Below are 16,970 nucleotides of genomic sequence, written 5' to 3' on the forward strand. Positions count from 1 at the left end.
ATTATTGGTTTCACTTTTTACTTGTCGTTATCGAGCGACTATTTCGCCGACATACCAGCGGACAAGTAAGGAATCAGTAAATCGACGACAGATTTCACATCGATTTCTTTTTCAAATTTGCTTTCTGCCAGCTCGGTCAAAGCTTGACTTGAGGCCATCGTAAATACGCACGTTCCCAACGTGAAATGTAATCGCCAAAACAACAACTCTTCCGTCAACTCTGGGTTTGCTTTCATGATAGAGAAAGTAAACAAATTCAATACTTCTGAGTATCGAGTGCTGATAAACCAACGCAAATGCCCTTGTACATCGGTGTAACCTCGACCAATCAACAACATAAATAGTGCTGTACCATTTGGTCTAACATCATTAAGTGTACGCAGCGGTAAACGTAATGATTCAAACACTTCGTCCATGTTGTAGCTTTCGCGGGTATTCAACTCAATGAGAGACGCCTTTATGCTTGGCATCAGTGCTTCAAGGTACCGGTCTAATACCGCGCGCACTAACGTCTTTTTGTCACCAAAGTGATAATTCACCGATGCAAGATTCACATTTGCTTTGCCTGTAATGGTTCTTAGCGACGTATCATTGAAACCATATTCAGCAAAAAGTCCTTCTGCGACATCGAGTATTTTTTCTTTTGTTGTGCTTCTCGGGGCCATTTTAATCACTCGTATTAAACAACTGTTTGAAAATATACTCCTGAAACTTTAGATTAACAAATGATTAACATCACATTTCCAGACATTGGTCGGACCACGAAGTAGATAAGCCACTTAAAAGAATGAATTTGAAACGAATAAATTTAGTGCAAAATTTTTTGAAAAAAAATGGAACTGTTCTGAAATAGCTCGGTCTGAATAGATGTAACAACTAGGGCATTTATAGTTTCACTGGCCGTCAAACTTGTTTCAATCTAATTGTTACGTTGCTGCTTTTTTCTTATTAACTCCTATGTTTGTATCCGCCCAGTCAACTTTTCGGCTGGGCTTTTTTTCGCCTGTCGATCAGGCTTTATCTAACACTCTTCAAAAACAAAAAGCCTCCCAAGTGGGAGGCTTTGAGTTACAAATCAGTTAAATACGAAGTTAGTCTTGTGCTTTCTTTGGTAATGAGAAATGCAGTAGAGCGTAACCAAGTACCGCTGCAGTAGTTGAGCCCATCAAAATACCTAATCGAGCGTATGTATCAAACTCAGGGCTTACGTTACCGAACGCCAGTGAAGAGATAAAGATCGACATCGTAAAACCGATACCACACAACACTGATACCGCGAAGATATGCTTGAAGTTTATACCCTCTGGTAGCTTCGCAACGCCCAGTTTCACAGCTGCCCAGCTAAAGCTAAAGATGCCTAGAGGTTTACCAATCAATAGACCTAGTGCAATACCTAGAGGCAGCATTGAAGTTAGACCAGACATCGATACGCCTTCTAGCGAGATACCTGCGTTCGCAAATGCAAACAGAGGAAGAATACCAAATGCGACATAAGGGTGAAGAGCATGCTCCATGTGTTTCAGTGGAGAGTGTTCGCCCTGCTTTCCTTTCAGCGGAATCGCAAAACCGATCACTACACCTGCCAATGTTGCGTGAACACCAGACTTAAGTACAGCAAACCACAGAATCGCACCTACAATCATGTACGGTGTTAGCTTGGTGACTTCTTTCGCGTTCAGCATGAACAGTACACCTGTCATTACGAAGCCGACAAGCAATGCCATTGAAGAAAGATCACCGGTGTAGAATAGAGCAATGATGACTACAACACCTAAGTCGTCAATGATCGCAAGAGCCAACAAAAATACTTTTAGGCTCACTGGTACACGCTTACCAAGTAACGCCATGATACCCAGAGCAAATGCAATGTCTGTCGCCGCAGGAATTGCCCAACCAGAGATCGCTTCAGGGTCATTTGCATTAAAAGCAACGTAAATAAGTGCCGGAGCCAACATACCACCGACCGCAGCAATTGCAGGGAAGATGGCAGTTTCTTTCGATTTTAGCGCGCCTTCAAGCAGCTCGCGCTTTACTTCAAGGCCAATAAGTAGGAAGAACACAGCCATCAGGCCGTCGTTGATCCAGTGAGAAACAGACATACCAAATACATAAGTATGCAGTAGAGATTGATAAGTTTCGCCCAGTGGTGAGTTTGCAATGGTCATCGCAATTGCCGCTGCAATCACGAGAAGAATACCACCTGCGGATTCCATTTTGAAAAAGTCACGGATGACATCGTTCATGGTTTCGTCCTTATATTTATTATCTTAATAAACGATTAACAAAGAATGATAAGAGTGTATAGCTGCAGAAAATTTTAGAATAATCGCTTGTTCAGAGTATAAACTTCGATTTTTCCGAGGTTATCTTAACTACTCATCGTATTTTTCAACAAACCACTGAGACGAAGTAAGCCTTCTCGTCTCCTCTTATCTATCCAGTTATTAACCAAGATCGTTATTAAAGTAGCATAAGATGATGTCTCACTTCACGGTAAGTCTGTGATTTTTTAGACAGAACTAACGTGCTTCAGACACAAAAAAGCCACTTTGCTAAGTGGCTTTCGATAGATTTTAGTAGCCGGTGAGCTGCATAAAGCCCCACGCCTCGTTGGAGCCAGAAGCCAAGATGGGACCTTCCCAATAAGGGATAACAAATGGCAACCACATATCGGATTTTATGATACGAGTCGTCAAATTAATTTTGTGTTCAGGTACATTGATAATCCATTGCAACGGTAAACGTCTGCCATTCGACAGGCTTGTTACCTGCATTGGCGTAATCGAGACCTCTTTCTCTGATAGATTGACCACTTTTCCCGAACGGGTCGATAGCGTACCGAAAATATGAGGCGTCTGACCGTGGTGACGGTAACGGCTAACCGTTAACGCACGTCCATCATCCAAGTTAAAGACAAACCAATCCCAACCTTGTTGGCCTTGGCCGATTAAGCCACTGCCCCATTCTTTTTGTGTCCAGGCTGAGCCTGTTACGGGGACGAGGCGGCCATTTAAGTTCAATGTGCCTTTTACATTAAGAAATGGTGCGCTAAAGCTAAACGACGCCACAGATTGCAGTGCATGTTTAACTTGAAAGCCTTTGTCTCCATTTACCACAAACGGCCCGCTTGTCATGGTATTCAGTTCGAGTCCGAATGTGTCCGTTGTAACATTGAGGTTGCCTGGAAATGGTGTAGAGCCTAATGAGCGCCAAGTCCAGTTATCTATCCATAAACGGAATGGTCGGTTTGTCATGCCAGCTTGACCAATACCACCGCGCGCAACACGCTGTTCTTTCCACACATGCGAACCATGACTCACGACAACATGTGAAATGTACAGTTGCGGGTTTTGCCAACCGCTGGTTTCTCGTTCATCGGTGGCGACGCGAAAATAGCTCCACTGCACGTTGTAAGTACGACCTTGCTTATCTTGCAGCTTCGCAAAGTAGTTCCACCATTCATGTTGATATTCAGGATGGAAGCGAAAGTCTGAAGGCAATGAGACATGCTCGTCCGGTAAAACGGGCTCAAAAATGGTTTTATTTTCTCGCGTCAGTACCGAATTGATTTCATTTTCTTGGGTAGCAGTAGGCTCTAGCCAAAACGTTGAATACAACGTCGCTCCAGTCAACATGGCAAAAACGACAACGATCAGCATCGAAGCAAAAACGCGCTTTTTAGAGTTTTGTTTTTCCACTACAACGCATCCCTCAACGACTTCATTGGCGTACTCTTAATCATTCGAATTACGGGTAACGCCCCGGCGATCATAATCGCGAGCATTGCCCAAGCGATAGTTTGTGCATATTCCCAAGGAATGGTTTGCAGTTCGAGTGACCAACCAAAAGATTGTTTAATGATGATATCAACAATTAGGTGGGCCAAGGCCAATCCTAACGGTACTGCAATAATCGCAGAAATGGCACCAAAGGCGAACAGTTGCAAGCCCCCCAAGGCAACCAACTCTTTGCCAGAAACACCCATGCATCTCAGCAGCGAGAAGTGTCTTTGACGAGAGAGTTCTCCTGCTAGGGTTGCAAAGAAAAGACCAAATACAGCAATGATAAGAGTAATGTTGCCTAGCGTGCCTGCGATGGCGAACGTGTGATCAAATACTCTCATGGCTTGATTGTAGATATTGCTGTTGTCGAATACGCGGTCTTGTGGCAATCGGAAGACATTTTCTAAACGATTCTTCAACCCTTCCCCATTCACGCTGTCTTTCAGCAATACGCCTAACCCTACGTTGCCCGTTCCGGCAAACGCATAAAGCCAGTTTCGATGGGACATCATCACTTGGTTGTATGGGTTGCCATAATCGTAGTACACACCCACGACTTGCCAACCTTCACCCAGTGGCGCTTGCAGATCAATGTAATCGCCCGGACGAATATCCAGTTTGAGAGCCATAGATTCACTGACCATCAAGCTCTTAGTTTGATGCAGCTGATACCAGTAGTTTGGAACACCAAGCTTGACCGTTAGCGAATCTAGCTCTCCTTCTGAAGGGCCTGTGCTGACCACTTGCAACGCGCCATGCTCGGTAGGAACATCTTTTTCCCAGCGCCACCAAACCGATTCAACTTCTGGCTGATCTTGTAACCATGCGCTCATTCGCCCAGCCGAGTTGTTTGTTGGATAAATATAGATATCTGCGGCCAAGCGTTGGCTTAACCATTTGTCAGTGGTGTCTCTAAAGCTACCCACCATGGTCTCAACACCAATATTCGCAGCGAGTGCCAACATAAACGCCATCGTTGCGACACCACGATAGCTCATACTTGCCGCCGCATCAGCAAAGAACCAACGCACACGAACCCAGCGTAACGTGTATGAGAAGCTTTGGAACATGTGCCACATCAAAAATGGCATGAATAGAGCCACACTCACCAACATCAATGCGATAATGGCAAAACCCGTCTCTTGCGTTTTAGGTGCTTGGTAAACCGCAACCGCTGCTACACAGAAAGCACATGCCGCCAATGCTTGCCAAGAAAACTCTCTTCCTGCAAAGCGCATTAACGATAAACGCGAAGACAAACGAATTGGTTGCGATTTCAACAATCGAATCAGTGGCCACAAACAGGAAATCAGAGCGCCCATTGCCGACATAATCAAACTGTATAAACTCGACTGCCACGACCAACCGATAGTAAGGCCAACGTTGGCGTCATATAGATCGCTCAAACTGGAAGATACTGCTGGGATCAACTCGTTCGCTAACATGAGTCCAAAGAAGTTACCGCAAGCCCAAGCGACCAAAACGAGTATCGAGAGCTCAAGTAATAGCGCTTGCGCCAATTGGGTTCCATTCACACCGGTTTGACGCAAAATGCCGACTAATCGCTGACGCTGAATAAAAGACAATGACATCGCTTGATAGAAGATAAAAAGTCCAACCAAAAACGACAACATCCCCATCGCGGTGAGGTTCATGTGGAATGCTTTGGTCAAAGATTCAAGCTCAGTACGAGTGTTTCGAACCAAAGTCATGCCATTTGGCAGTATGTTTTTTAATGCGATCAGTTTTTCTTCTGGCATCTCGCCACATGAAATCGCTGAAAGGCCCGAGCTTCGCTTCAACATTCTTAATAAAGAAATGTCGGTAACTAAACGTGTACCTGATAAGAGCTTGTTTTGATCCACTTGGACAGGGCCAAGACGACTGCCGTCATTCAACTCAATAAAGTCACCGTCTTGCCAGTTCATGTAAGACGCCAAATCTTGACTGATCAAAATCGGATACGGCGGCTTCATCAAGGAGAGAACGGGCATCTCATTAAGTGACTTGCCGTGCTGAAGGGGGATCATTGCGACAGGATCGATGCCAACGAGCATCAAGTTCATGTCCGTTTTGGCATCCAGATGAAGGACGTCAAAAGGCGCGCATTGATTGAAACCAGCGCGGCGCAACTGAATGTAAAATCCTTGAGGAATTTTATTTGCAGAATGTTTGGTACGAATTCGGTAAGGAAGTGGGTTTGAGAAAAGCTTCTCACCTGTTTCGTAACTCTGCTTCGCATGTTGGTTGATAGAAGTAACACCAACGAGAAGCGAAACACCAAGCGTTAAGCCTAACCAGACGAGAATAATTTGCAGTGGGTAACGACGGTAATGACCGAGTAGTGCCTTAACTACGGGCCATAACATGCAGTTGCCCTCCTTGAAGACGAATTTTCCCTTCCATGTGTGCCGCAACTTTCTCACTGTGCGTCACTAATAACAAAGTACAGTCCAATTGGCGTGCAAGACTGGTCAGCAAACGCATTACCGCTTCCGCATTTCGCTCATCCAAACTTCCTGTTGGTTCATCGGCAAGCAGAATTTTTGGTTCCATGTACAATGCGCGCGCAATCGCAGCACGTTGTTGCTGGCCGCCCGACACTTCTTCTGGATAGCGTCCTAATAAAGGCATGAGATCTAGAGCCGAAAGAATTTGACGCCACAGACCTTTATCTTCCGGTAACCCTTTTAGTTGACGGCAAAAACGGATGTTATCGGCGATGTTCAAAGTAGGAAGGAGGTTGAATTGTTGGAAGATGTTACCAATATTGTTGCGGCGGTAGAGCGTTCTTAAGTGTTCTGGAGCATCATGCATTGCAAAATTTGGAAACTGAACCTCGCCTGAATCGGCGGTATCTAAACCAGCAATGACGTTTAGCAACGTACTTTTACCAGAACCACTTTCCCCCATCAGAGCGACTTGCTCACCTTGCTGTAATGTTAATTCTGCCCCTTGTAGCACAGGATGAAACTCTCCCCCGTCTACATAGCCTTTACATAGGTCTGACAGTTTTAACATTGATTTTGCCGCTCAAATGGTGTTTAAAAATTGGGATCAGAATCTACACTAAAATCCTGTTAGTAGGAAGTATTTTGAATACTTGATCACACTATGAGAGTACAAATGCAACTCGATTCACTTTCTACAACAGATTTTGTTGACGTTATAAGCAGATTTTTGCAGCAATTTTTCTAGCTATAGCAAGCAAAAAACTTGAAACGGCTGCAAAATGCGAAATATAAGCAAACTATGAACGAGATTTATTAGAAACTTCAACCAGCTTCAATATCGCTACTTTTCAATTAAGTTTTTCATCCATTTTTTGCTCTTCATTCGAGGCAAACAGATACACCACTTCACTACCTCTTCAGTGAGGAAAAGTAGATACACCCACTGTGGTTCCCACCCCAAATATATCGCTGCAAACGCAGCGAGCGGAATACCGATTATCCATTGAGCAAACACATCTTGATACAGGCAGAATTTCACATCTCCACCAGCACGAAGAACCCCCACAATGACCATCATAGGCACTGAGCGCAATACGACGCCAAGTGCCAGAATCACCATGAACTGCTCTGCCAAATGACGAGTCTCGGCGCTCAATGCACTGAACGCATCGAGTATGAGCTGATTGGTGAAAAATAGAAGTACCGCAACACCGAAAGCAATCAGGACATTCAAGATTACCGTCGCCCAAGCTTGGTAATACACAGGTTCAAAGTTTTTCGCGCCGAGTTGGTTACCCACTAAAACCGCAGCCGCGTTCGATAAGCCAATCATCATAGCGAGAGCAATAGACTCAACGGGCGTCATCACCGACAGCGCTGCCAAACCTTGCACGCCTGCTTGTCCCATGATCGCGTGGTAAGCAAACAGCCCTCCAGCCCAAGCGAGAAAGTTGAACGTCGTGGGTAAAGATAAGCTAAGAAAACGAGTGATTTTGTCCAACACTAAGCTGGCACGAATATCGCCCCAACCAAAGGCGATAATGTGTTTTTTCAACCACAAATAACCAAATAAGCAACCAACTTCAATGGCTCCACTGATCACCGTTGCAATTGCTGCACCGGTAATACCAAGGGCAGGAAAGCCTAGGTGACCGAAAATCAACACCCAGTTTAAAAACACGTTAGAGAGAATACCGATGCCGCTAAAGAAAGTACTCAACCCTGGTTGATGCATAGCACGTAATCCCACCGCCATACTGGCAACACACGCCACTGCGAACATACTGGCTGATGAAATTACCAAGTAGCTTGACCCAAGCTCAATCACCTCTTGGGAATCCGTGGTCAAGCCCATGATTGGCTGCGGGAAAAAGACGAATAAACAAACGGCCAGCGCGGCAAACACCATCGCAATCATCCAAGTCAGCGACGTACTTTGTCTTACGCCAATTTTATCTCCCGCTCCCCAGTACTGCGCGGTAAGCAGTGCGCCACCCGTGGTCACACCAACTAACATGATGGTGGTAACAAACGTCGCTCGAGCTGCGACTCCCACAGCGGCAATTTCGGCTTCACCAAGTTGCCCTAGCATCAATACATCGACTAGGCTTCGGCTGGAAAACATAATACTTTGCAGCGTGATGGGAAGTGCTATTGCGAACAATCGACGCAAAAAGGCTTTATCTGCGTGAGTTGAGAGTTGAGATAGAAAAGTCACGAGCACTCCAACGACAACTTATTGATAGAATGGGAAAAGTGTCTCATGATTATACCCAGCGGTGATTTTTCCACCAGCAATAAAAGGACGGATAATGAAAAAGGTGTTGGTATTAGGTGCCTCTGGTTACATTGGTTCTCAGCTTCTTCCTCAACTGCTCGACAAAGGTTACAGCGTAACTGCAGCATCTCGACATATTGATTATTTGGAATCTAGGACCAGCCCACATCCTAACCTTACACTGACTTACTTAGACTTGGCGGACGCAGAAAGTACACTTTCATTAGTTGATGACTTTGATTTGGTGTTCTTTCTGGTGCACGGCATGGCACAAGGTGATGATTTTGTTGAATACGAATTGAACCTTGCTTTGAACTTTAAATACGCATTGGAGCAAAGCCGTGTCAAACACGTTATTTATTTAAGTGCCATCCAACCACAAACTGGAAACTCGCGCCATTTAGCCGCTCGTAAAGCCACTGGCAAGATCATTCGACAATCCGGTGTTCCGGTGACAGAGTTACGTGCTGGTGTCATCATTGGTCCTGGCTCCGCCGCTTTCGAGATCATGCGAGATTTTGTCTACAACTTACCTATTTTGATTGCGCCTAAATGGGTCGACTCAAAAGCCAACCCCATCGCCCTGCCCAACCTCAATCACTATTTATTGCAGTTGGCCGAAGCATCACCCCCAGAAGAAAGCCAAATTTATGAAGTTGGTGGGCCAGATACACTCAGCTACCGCGAGCAGTTTAAAGTCATTTGCCGAATCACCAACAAGCCTTATCGGCTGTGGTCGACACCGTTACTTACCCCCAAAATGGCATCGTACTGGCTCAGCTTGGTCACCTCTGTGCCAGCAAACATCGGCAAAGCATTACTCGCGGGGTTAGAGCATGACTACATTGCCGATTCCAAAGCGATTGAAGCACGATTTCCGCAAACGCTGATCAGCTACGAGCAAGCGGTATCCGATACCATCCAAGATGAAGGCACGTTTGTGCGCAGTAATGTTTGGGGCTTTGAGCCAGCGGCACTTCGTCGATGGCAGCCGGGGTATGGCTACTACCCTAAACAAGCCGGTGCGAGCATAAAAACTCAAGCCTCCGCTGCGGCATTATGGAAAGTGGCTCAAAAAATCGGGAGTCGTGAAAAAGGCTATTACTTTGCCAACATTTTGTGGCGCACACGTGAATGGCTCGACATCTTTTTTGGTGGTGGGAAACCGATACGCGTTTCTCCTCCGGGGCCGGAGCTCAAAGTCGGCGATTATATAGACTCTTGGAAAGTGATTCGCTGCGAGGAAGATCAGTTCCTCTCACTGTTTTTTGGGATGAAAGGCCCAGGGCTTGGACGTTTAGAAATTACCATCAAAGATCATGGTGATGAACGAGAACTGGATATCACCGCTTGGTGGCACCCACAGGGATTTCTCGGACTGCTTTACTGGTTTGCCATGATGCCAGCCCATCTATTCATATTCAAAGGCATGGTCAAAGCCATCGCGAAAGAAGCCGAAAGTATCAGTATTACTCCTCAGGAGGAACAGTCTCTGGAGAATCTAGAGAAATAGGCAGGTGATGAGCAATCCCCGCATGGCAATCAATGCACGATTGCTCTCGACTTTCCATCATCTGATGTCGACGCGCAACGGTTCGTCCTTGCGCTTCGAAATCCATCTTGTCAACGGAATGGCAATATCGACACTGTTTTGATTTATTCTCGATAAACTGCTGTGTGACTTCAGCAGCCAACCTCGGACGATGCTCCGCCTCGAAGTTCTCTAACGTAATTTCTCCAGTCAGTTTGTGATAGATGTCGGCTGTAGCGCCGATTTTCAATGCGATTTTAGCAAAAAACTCCCTAGGGACATGGCAATCACTGCACGTAGCGGCAATCACACCCTGAGCATTTTTGAAGTGTGGGGATACTTGGTACTCCTCAACTATCGTATCCATCCCAATATGGCAACTGTAACAAAACTCGTTGCGATTGGTGTAATCCATACCAAAGTGAAAAACACTGAGGGCCGCTCCACCAAGGATAAACGCCAATAAGCCACCAATTGGTATGCCGAGCATCCATTTTCTGTTTGGTTTACGCCATAAACTCATTGGTGTTCATCCCAAAGCAGCGCTAGCGATAACTCGCATAGTATTCTACGAGCGCGTTTAAATCATCGGCACTAAGCCCTTTGAATGCCTCATCCATTTTTTTATCAACGGAGCGTTTGCCTTGCTTAAACTGTTGCAACGTAGTGGCGAGATAGCCCTTCTGCTGACCAGCTAAAATCGAAGCTTCATCCAGAGCGTTACTGCCACCATCCGAATGACAGTTCTCGCAACTTTTCGCGTGGATAGCCTTACCTTTCATCGCTAACGCTTGATCAAAAGACTGCTTAGCTGGCACAAACTCAAGCCCAGCATAATGTTTTGCTAACTCTTCAATCTGCGCTTCAGATAGAGATTTGACTATCGTCACCATGTCGCCTTTTTGGCTCGTGTCTCCGTATACGTGATTAACCGAAGCTGAGGGTCTGCCCTCAAGGTAACGCAACATCTGGTCGAAAAAGTTGAACTCGGGAATCCCTGCGATGGTCGGAATATTCGTGTCTGAGCTAACACCGTTTGGCCCATGACAAGCTTCACATTCATGTTGTGAAATTAGCTCACTTGGTGACGCTAAACTGTGGGAGGCCAAAACTGAGCTAATGGCTAACACCGAGGAAAATTTTAGAGATAATTTAATTAGTTGGTGCATATTAGACTGACTCCGTAGTAATTATCTTTGTTAATCAAAACCAGACAGCGAATAAACGATAAGAAAATCATTTTATAAACGCGACTTAAAACCAACGATATCCAAGATAAAAATATTAAGCCGTCAACCATTTAAAGTAGCGTAGTTCAATACCCCTACTTTTTCTGCACCGACCTCTTCAAGAACAACAAACCTCAATACAAATAATTGATTTAAAAACACAATAATTTAAAACCCAAAATTCACGCATAGAAAAAGCGGTTTATTTTAATAATATTTCATATTGCGTCTATACTCTTACAAGCCATGTATTTCGATTTATTCAAGCGATGTAAATATGGATATTTTGCTTTTGGCTTGAATACAAAATTAATATTTCAATCAATTGCTTATTGAGATATTTAACCATTCCAACGCATTCCCACTTACTTTAGGACGAATCGAGAGGGACTATGAACGGTTTAAAGTCGATCGCTACATTAATATTTTTTATTTTACTGCTCACCGGATGTGGTCCAGACAGCAAAAACGATCAAAATACACCACCACCTGCGCTTGGTGCTTTCGAGATCAGTGTTTCCGAGCCATCATTGGTCACTCAAGAAACCGGAGAAACCAAACTGGTGGTCGATTTTACCGTCAAAGACGGCAGTGGCAGATCTCATGAGCTAGACGAAACGAAAGATTTTCGCATCGCACTTCTTAAAGCAATGCCCTCTCGTGTCGATACACAAAATTCGAGCGATCCAGCCTTTGCCTTCAATGGGCGTCATGGCAATACCTATTGGAAGAGTTTCCATCACTCAAGTAATACCACAAATAACCGTGCCAGCATGGAGAGTGTTTGGGATGGAACACTAGTAAAAACAGACGAGGGGTATCGCTACACGTTTGCCATTCCTGACGTTTTGAAAGTGTCCGATCCTTATACTGCCGACTCTTCGAGCAACAACGGTTTTATCGCTTGGGATGCGGATAAACTCCACCGAATCGTCATGGCGTATGGCGAGCAAGGCAACGGTTTTACCTACGTGTTTGAATGGGTGCCGCAAGAAAGTTCAGATGCAGTGGTCTCCCGCAATGTGATTGAAACAGGCACGTGTGAAAACTGTCATATGGGCGAACCGCTTCATCATGGACCGGGCTATCGCTCAATTGATAACAACATTGCCGTTTGTACCGCTTGCCACAATGACAGTAATCCTGGCGCTGCACCAGCCAGACGCCCTCTCGCTGCCGTTGTTCATCAATACCACGGTAATGTTTTCAAATTAGGTAGCGACAGAAATAACACCGATACTTACAAACAGCCTGTCGACGAGAATGACGTGCTCGTTACCGACATCAATGGTTTAGTCATTGAAGGCAACCCTTTCCCGCAAGATGCCCGCAACTGTACAACCTGCCATTCAACCGATGTCGCGAAAGCATCAGACGCCAACAATTGGTTTGAACACCCAAGCCAAGTTGCCTGTGAGACCTGTCACTTGTACCGAGACAGAGGCGCGCATGATAATCAAATCGGTACGGCTTGGGTAAGAAACGGCGAGCCACAAAACTCTTGCTCGGGCTGTCACCGACCTTATGACCGAGACGACAATGGCGATCCAATCATCGGCCAAGACGCAAGCCGAAGTGCTAAAACGGTTCACGTAATGCGTTTAGAGAATCTTGCAAAGGCACGTGATTCGCTCGAAATCAACGTTGAAAGCGCGCGATTTATTGATGACCAGTTTGAGGTTGAACTAAGAGTGTCGAAAGCGGGCACAGGTATTGGATCCATCAACGAACTGACCCCTTTCATTAACGAACATGGGCACCTCAATTTGTTGCTGAACTGGGATAACGGCCAAGGCCCGATAGTCGCAAACAACAGTCTCAACGCCGCCGATGATGGCGCACTTGGTGACGGCTGTGAGGCTCAAGGAGAAGGCCTATTCTTGTGTCATAAAGACTTCACTGACGCTGCGATTAAGCCAATCTCCAACTCTACGTTGACGGTTAACATCGCCGACATGCCACTTTGCGCCAACCGTAGAGATGGCGAGCTCGCCGAATGCGTCACGTTTGAAGGCATCGATCTTATCAAATCGCCTTTCGTCATTGCCGCCAATAACGCATCCGGCTCGTTTGATGTGTCTGGTATCAACAAGCAACACAAACTACCAGTTGGCGCGGACATTTCATCGTGTAACGATTGTCACAAAGAGCTGACTATCCATAAGCTCGGTGAGCATCCACATGCCGCCACCGACTTCCAACAATGTAAAAATTGCCATAACTCTGAACGTTCTGCGTTTTATCCTGGAATGGCGGCTGATCTGAAGTACCACGTGCACTCATTCCATGCCTTTGGCTCCGCTCATAGCGGTGAAGCGCCTTTCCCTGGCGCAGTCAACAACTGTGAGGCCTGCCATACCAATACTCAATACAACTTACCTAGCCAACAAAATACGCGCCCTTCTCTTGCGAGTGGTAAATACTTTAGTCCTGCATTAGTCGCCTGTGGCGCGTGTCACTTAGAGTCATCTTTAGCTAATGCTGACCCGGATACTGTGGCAGGAGATGCGCCTCTGAACCATATGCTGAATCACGGCGCGGTATTTGGAGCAGACACAGCAGCACAAGCCATGGGCTCCGAACAATGTGCGACTTGCCATGCCATTGGTCAGTCACAAGGGGTAGATAAGGTTCACAAGGTATACGACTACCGTTGAATTCGTCATTGAACACAATGCTTTGACAATTAAGGATAAGAAAAGGAAGAGCTATGAAAGCAATGTTTCTGCGGTGGTTGGTAGCTGGGATACTTGGGTTAGGCGTCATCTTCACCGTCAGTTCGGAAGATGTCGCCAAGCCAGAACCCGAAGCGGCGACGTTAACTCAAGAAGAAATTGAAACCATATTAGACACCAAGTTTTCCGAGGGGAAATATTCACGCCGCGGGCCAGATGGCTGCCTTCGTTGCCATGACGATACATCAGACAAACCTGCAACGGGTATTTTCGATAACATCCACGGTAAGTCCGCAAACCTGCATGGGCCAATGAATGATAAACAGTGTGAAGCATGCCATGGTCCAGCGAACAATCACGAGCGCAATCCACGAAAAGGACAAGTTCGTGAGCCAATGATCACTTTTGGAACAAACTCCCCTGTTCCGGCCGAAAAGCAAAACAGCGTGTGTTTATCTTGTCACCAAGATGTGAAACGCTCGACTTGGCATAGTAGCGAGCACGCTTTTGAAGGGCTGTCTTGTGCAAGCTGTCACCAACTGCATCAAAAAGACGATCCGATGATGGTTGCCGAAATGCAAGCAGACAAATGCACCGATTGTCACTCCCGCACCAAATCGGATATCCACAAACGCAGTCGTCATCCTATCATTGACGGCGTCATGACTTGTTCTAGCTGCCACAATCCACATCAGACATTAAATGAAGCGAGCCTGAACTGGTCAACCGTCAATAACGCTTGTTACGAGTGTCATGCGGAAAAACGCGGCCCATTTTTATGGGAGCATGAGCCAGTAACTGAAGATTGCACATCCTGCCACACACCTCATGGTTCAGTGAACAAAGCCCTGCTCAATAAACGACTGCCAATGCTATGTCAGGAATGTCACCGTGTGCCACATGCAAACGTAGCCATTCCTGAAAACGACTTGAGAGTGCGCGGCGGAAGTTGTTTAAACTGCCACAATCAAGTGCATGGCTCTAACCACCCACGTGGTCAAACATTAAGTTATTAGGAGGGAGGCATGAAACTATCTCAACTGTGCATCGCTATTTCCCTTGCTTTTGCTGTGCAAGCGCACGCCAACGATTATTCGTTACAACGTTCTCAACCAGCCGACACTAGCAGCTGGCAGTGCAGTGAATGCAGCAGCGACGGCACATGGAGTGGAGAAGTCAGCGCGGGCGTCGGTTACCTTAACAACGACGGGTCCTCTCGATTCTATAATTGGAATCCGCCCGTTTACGGTACAAACTCTGACAATAAGCACTTTAACGCGAGCCTAAACGCCGATATCGAACAATATGAAGACGACGGATTCTACAATCGAGCCGTCGTCGAAGATCTTGGTTTGCAACGCTTCTTACTGCAGTGGGAAATGGGCCAGTACGACGGATTACGTGTCCTCGGCAGTTACAGTGAGACTCCTTATTTCTGGAATCAGTCCTCACTCAGTGCGTATCATCCAAGAGAAGATGCACTCGTTAGTGGTGACCTATCGAAATATGAAAACTTAGTTACGCGAGAGACATTTAAGCTAGAACTCAAGTACACACCACATACGCCATGGAAGCCATATGCATCCATGAAGCACGAACGTAAAGAAGGCACCACTTCGCTCTATTCATCGACCATTCCGGGTTACGCCAACGCGCCTGGATTCATACCCAAAGCCGTCGATCATGAAACCTTAAATACTCAAGTAGGAGTGAGCTACATTGAAGATTTGTGGCTGGTGGATATTGCGTATCGCGGCTCGTTTTTCCGCAATGACAAGTCCGCACTCTATTACGGCGGCATTACCAACCCTTACGCCAATCACCTTGCGTATGAGCCTGAAAACGACTTTCACCAATTTGCTGTCACGGGGAATTATCGGTTGAATCAACAAACGTTCAGTGTCCGCTTACTTTGGTCACAGACGTCTTCTGAAGGCGGGTTAAATCCGTTTCCGCAGTCCCCCGTTAACTCCAATACATTCCATGGCGAAACCAACACTTGGCAAATGAGCGCGGATTACCACAACAAGCTTTCGCGAGACACAGCTTTCGCCATTTCTGCTGACTATTCAGACAAAGACGATAACTCCGATAGAAACACCATCATCGGCTCTACAAGAGAAAAATACGACCACACAAAAACCAAACTGGAAACAACGTTAACGCATCGTGTTGCGTCTGATGTGAAGGTGAATGCGGGTTATCACTTCAAACAAGACGAGCGAAGCTATGCCGACCGAAAACGTACCGATGAACAACGCGTTTTTGTTGGTGCTCAGTACAGACCAAACAGTCCGTGGCAATTAGGCGGTAAAGTCTCCTACTCTTTCCGCGATGGCTCTGATTGGCAGGACGACAGCAGCGACTCGCCTAATTTGCGCCAATACTATTTAGCCGACAAAGAGAGGATTGAGCTCCGTGGCGACGGCAGTTATGACATGACAGACGATGTCCAGCTACTTGCAGAACTTTGGTACGGAAATGATGACTATGCAAAACCCGATATTGGTTTAAGCGAAGGGGAGGATTACGGCTACGACCTCAGCCTCAACTTCAGTTTACTCGACGGATTAAGCGGGCATGTTTTTTACAATCAACAGATCATCCGCTCCGAGCAACAACAAGCAAACTCTGACGTTGTCGGCTGGAATCGCTACACCACCAAGCTCAAAGATGACATCACAACCATTGGTTTTGGTGTGAGTAAAGAGCGACTGCTGGACGACAAACTTTCTGTCTCATTTGATTACAGCTACAGCCAAGCGGACAGTAAATCTTCAACCACATCTGGTGGTTACCAATATCCTGATAACGAGGCGAACTCGTATCGATTTGAAGTCATCGCTGACTATGAAGTATCTGAAAATCAAAACGTGCAGCTTAACCTTCGTTATGAAGACTACTCAGAAGAGGATTACTTGTTTAACAACGAAACCGGAACGATGGGCGACGTTTTGCAAAGCTATGAAGGTCTGTATGGCGGCGTCTATTGGAAATATCGCTTTTAAGCACAGTGTGACGT

General features: G+C 46.0%; 12 protein-coding genes. 4 read left to right on the forward strand and 8 right to left on the reverse strand.

Translation table 11 applies throughout. The annotated features are described in order from the left end of the window. Nucleotides 1-38: 38 nt before the first annotated feature. The 6 genes from ACYJZR_RS09495 to ACYJZR_RS09520 form a co-directional block, all read right to left on the reverse strand. Nucleotides 39-665 (reverse strand): TetR family transcriptional repressor PsrA, encoded by a 627-nt coding sequence (locus tag ACYJZR_RS09495; protein WP_005462382.1) that lies wholly within the window; start codon nt 663-665, stop codon nt 39-41. A gap of 426 nt (nt 666-1,091) precedes the next feature. After that, complete coding sequence (gene nhaA / locus ACYJZR_RS09500) at nt 1,092-2,243, reverse strand: Na+/H+ antiporter NhaA (protein WP_005462393.1); 1,152 nt, start codon at nt 2,241-2,243, stop codon at nt 1,092-1,094. 330 nt (nt 2,244-2,573) lie between these two features. Next, a complete protein-coding gene (locus ACYJZR_RS09505) occupies nt 2,574-3,659 on the reverse strand; it encodes a lipocalin-like domain-containing protein (protein WP_045600793.1) in 1,086 nt (361 codons plus the stop codon). 38 nt (nt 3,660-3,697) lie between these two features. Then, a complete protein-coding gene (locus ACYJZR_RS09510) occupies nt 3,698-6,151 on the reverse strand; it encodes an ABC transporter permease (protein WP_005462410.1) in 2,454 nt (817 codons plus the stop codon). Beyond that, a complete protein-coding gene (locus ACYJZR_RS09515; protein ID WP_005462397.1) occupies nt 6,132-6,803 on the reverse strand; it encodes an ABC transporter ATP-binding protein in 672 nt (223 codons plus the stop codon). The genes ACYJZR_RS09510 and ACYJZR_RS09515 overlap by 20 nt, the downstream gene beginning before the upstream one ends. 273 nt (nt 6,804-7,076) lie before the next feature. Further along, complete coding sequence (locus tag ACYJZR_RS09520) at nt 7,077-8,453, reverse strand: MATE family efflux transporter (protein ID WP_015296569.1); 1,377 nt, start codon at nt 8,451-8,453, stop codon at nt 7,077-7,079. A gap of 94 nt (nt 8,454-8,547) precedes the next feature. Here ACYJZR_RS09520 and ACYJZR_RS09525 point away from each other — a divergent pair, with 94 nt between their 5' ends. Next, entirely contained in the window at nt 8,548-10,026 is a 1,479-nt protein-coding gene (locus ACYJZR_RS09525) for a DUF2867 domain-containing protein (protein ID WP_461715818.1), read from the forward strand. Here ACYJZR_RS09525 and ACYJZR_RS09530 read toward each other — a convergent pair. Both ACYJZR_RS09530 and ACYJZR_RS09535 read right to left on the reverse strand, forming a co-directional pair. After that, nucleotides 9,983-10,567, reverse strand: a complete 585-nt coding sequence (locus ACYJZR_RS09530; protein ID WP_017448669.1) for a NapC/NirT family cytochrome c — start codon at nt 10,565-10,567, stop codon at nt 9,983-9,985. The two genes, ACYJZR_RS09525 and ACYJZR_RS09530, sit on opposite strands and share 44 nt — an antisense overlap. Nucleotides 10,568-10,589: 22 nt before the next feature. After that, on the reverse strand, nt 10,590-11,213 hold the full coding sequence (locus tag ACYJZR_RS09535; RefSeq protein WP_024699886.1) for a c-type cytochrome: 624 nt from the start codon (nt 11,211-11,213) through the stop codon (nt 10,590-10,592). 452 nt (nt 11,214-11,665) lie between these two features. Here ACYJZR_RS09535 and ACYJZR_RS09540 point away from each other — a divergent pair, with 452 nt between their 5' ends. From ACYJZR_RS09540 to ACYJZR_RS09550, 3 genes are read left to right on the forward strand one after another with little or no spacing between them, the layout of a single operon-like run. Further along, complete coding sequence (locus ACYJZR_RS09540; RefSeq protein WP_461715819.1) at nt 11,666-13,930, forward strand: OmcA/MtrC family decaheme c-type cytochrome; 2,265 nt, start codon at nt 11,666-11,668, stop codon at nt 13,928-13,930. 53 nt (nt 13,931-13,983) lie between these two features. Then, nucleotides 13,984-14,964, forward strand: a complete 981-nt coding sequence (locus ACYJZR_RS09545) for a DmsE family decaheme c-type cytochrome (protein WP_406964909.1) — start codon at nt 13,984-13,986, stop codon at nt 14,962-14,964. Between the two features lie 9 nt (nt 14,965-14,973). After that, the gene (locus ACYJZR_RS09550) at nt 14,974-16,956 is read left to right on the forward strand and encodes an MtrB/PioB family decaheme-associated outer membrane protein (protein WP_406964907.1); all 1,983 of its coding nucleotides are present in this window, start codon (nt 14,974-14,976) and stop codon (nt 16,954-16,956) included. Nucleotides 16,957-16,970 lie beyond the last annotated feature (14 nt).

It is taken from the genome of Vibrio sp. RC2502, assembly GCF_054850435.1.

What these genes read in the sequence shown, in the direction of transcription:
- ACYJZR_RS09505 (WP_045600793.1), bottom strand. Translation starts at nt 3,659, where the DNA reads ATGCTGATCGTTGTCGTTTTTGCCATGTTGACTGGAGCGACGTTGTAT.
- ACYJZR_RS09545 (WP_406964909.1), top strand. Translation starts at nt 13,984, where the DNA reads ATGAAAGCAATGTTTCTGCGGTGGTTGGTAGCTGGGATACTTGGGTTA.
- nhaA (WP_005462393.1), bottom strand. Translation starts at nt 2,243, where the DNA reads ATGAACGATGTCATCCGTGACTTTTTCAAAATGGAATCCGCAGGTGGT.
- ACYJZR_RS09550 (WP_406964907.1), top strand. Translation starts at nt 14,974, where the DNA reads ATGAAACTATCTCAACTGTGCATCGCTATTTCCCTTGCTTTTGCTGTG.
- ACYJZR_RS09510 (WP_005462410.1), bottom strand. Translation starts at nt 6,151, where the DNA reads ATGTTATGGCCCGTAGTTAAGGCACTACTCGGTCATTACCGTCGTTAC.
- ACYJZR_RS09530 (WP_017448669.1), bottom strand. Translation starts at nt 10,567, where the DNA reads ATGAGTTTATGGCGTAAACCAAACAGAAAATGGATGCTCGGCATACCA.
- ACYJZR_RS09540 (WP_461715819.1), top strand. Translation starts at nt 11,666, where the DNA reads ATGAACGGTTTAAAGTCGATCGCTACATTAATATTTTTTATTTTACTG.
- ACYJZR_RS09515 (WP_005462397.1), bottom strand. Translation starts at nt 6,803, where the DNA reads ATGTTAAAACTGTCAGACCTATGTAAAGGCTATGTAGACGGGGGAGAG.
- ACYJZR_RS09525 (WP_461715818.1), top strand. Translation starts at nt 8,548, where the DNA reads ATGAAAAAGGTGTTGGTATTAGGTGCCTCTGGTTACATTGGTTCTCAG.
- ACYJZR_RS09495 (WP_005462382.1), bottom strand. Translation starts at nt 665, where the DNA reads ATGGCCCCGAGAAGCACAACAAAAGAAAAAATACTCGATGTCGCAGAA.
- ACYJZR_RS09535 (WP_024699886.1), bottom strand. Translation starts at nt 11,213, where the DNA reads ATGCACCAACTAATTAAATTATCTCTAAAATTTTCCTCGGTGTTAGCC.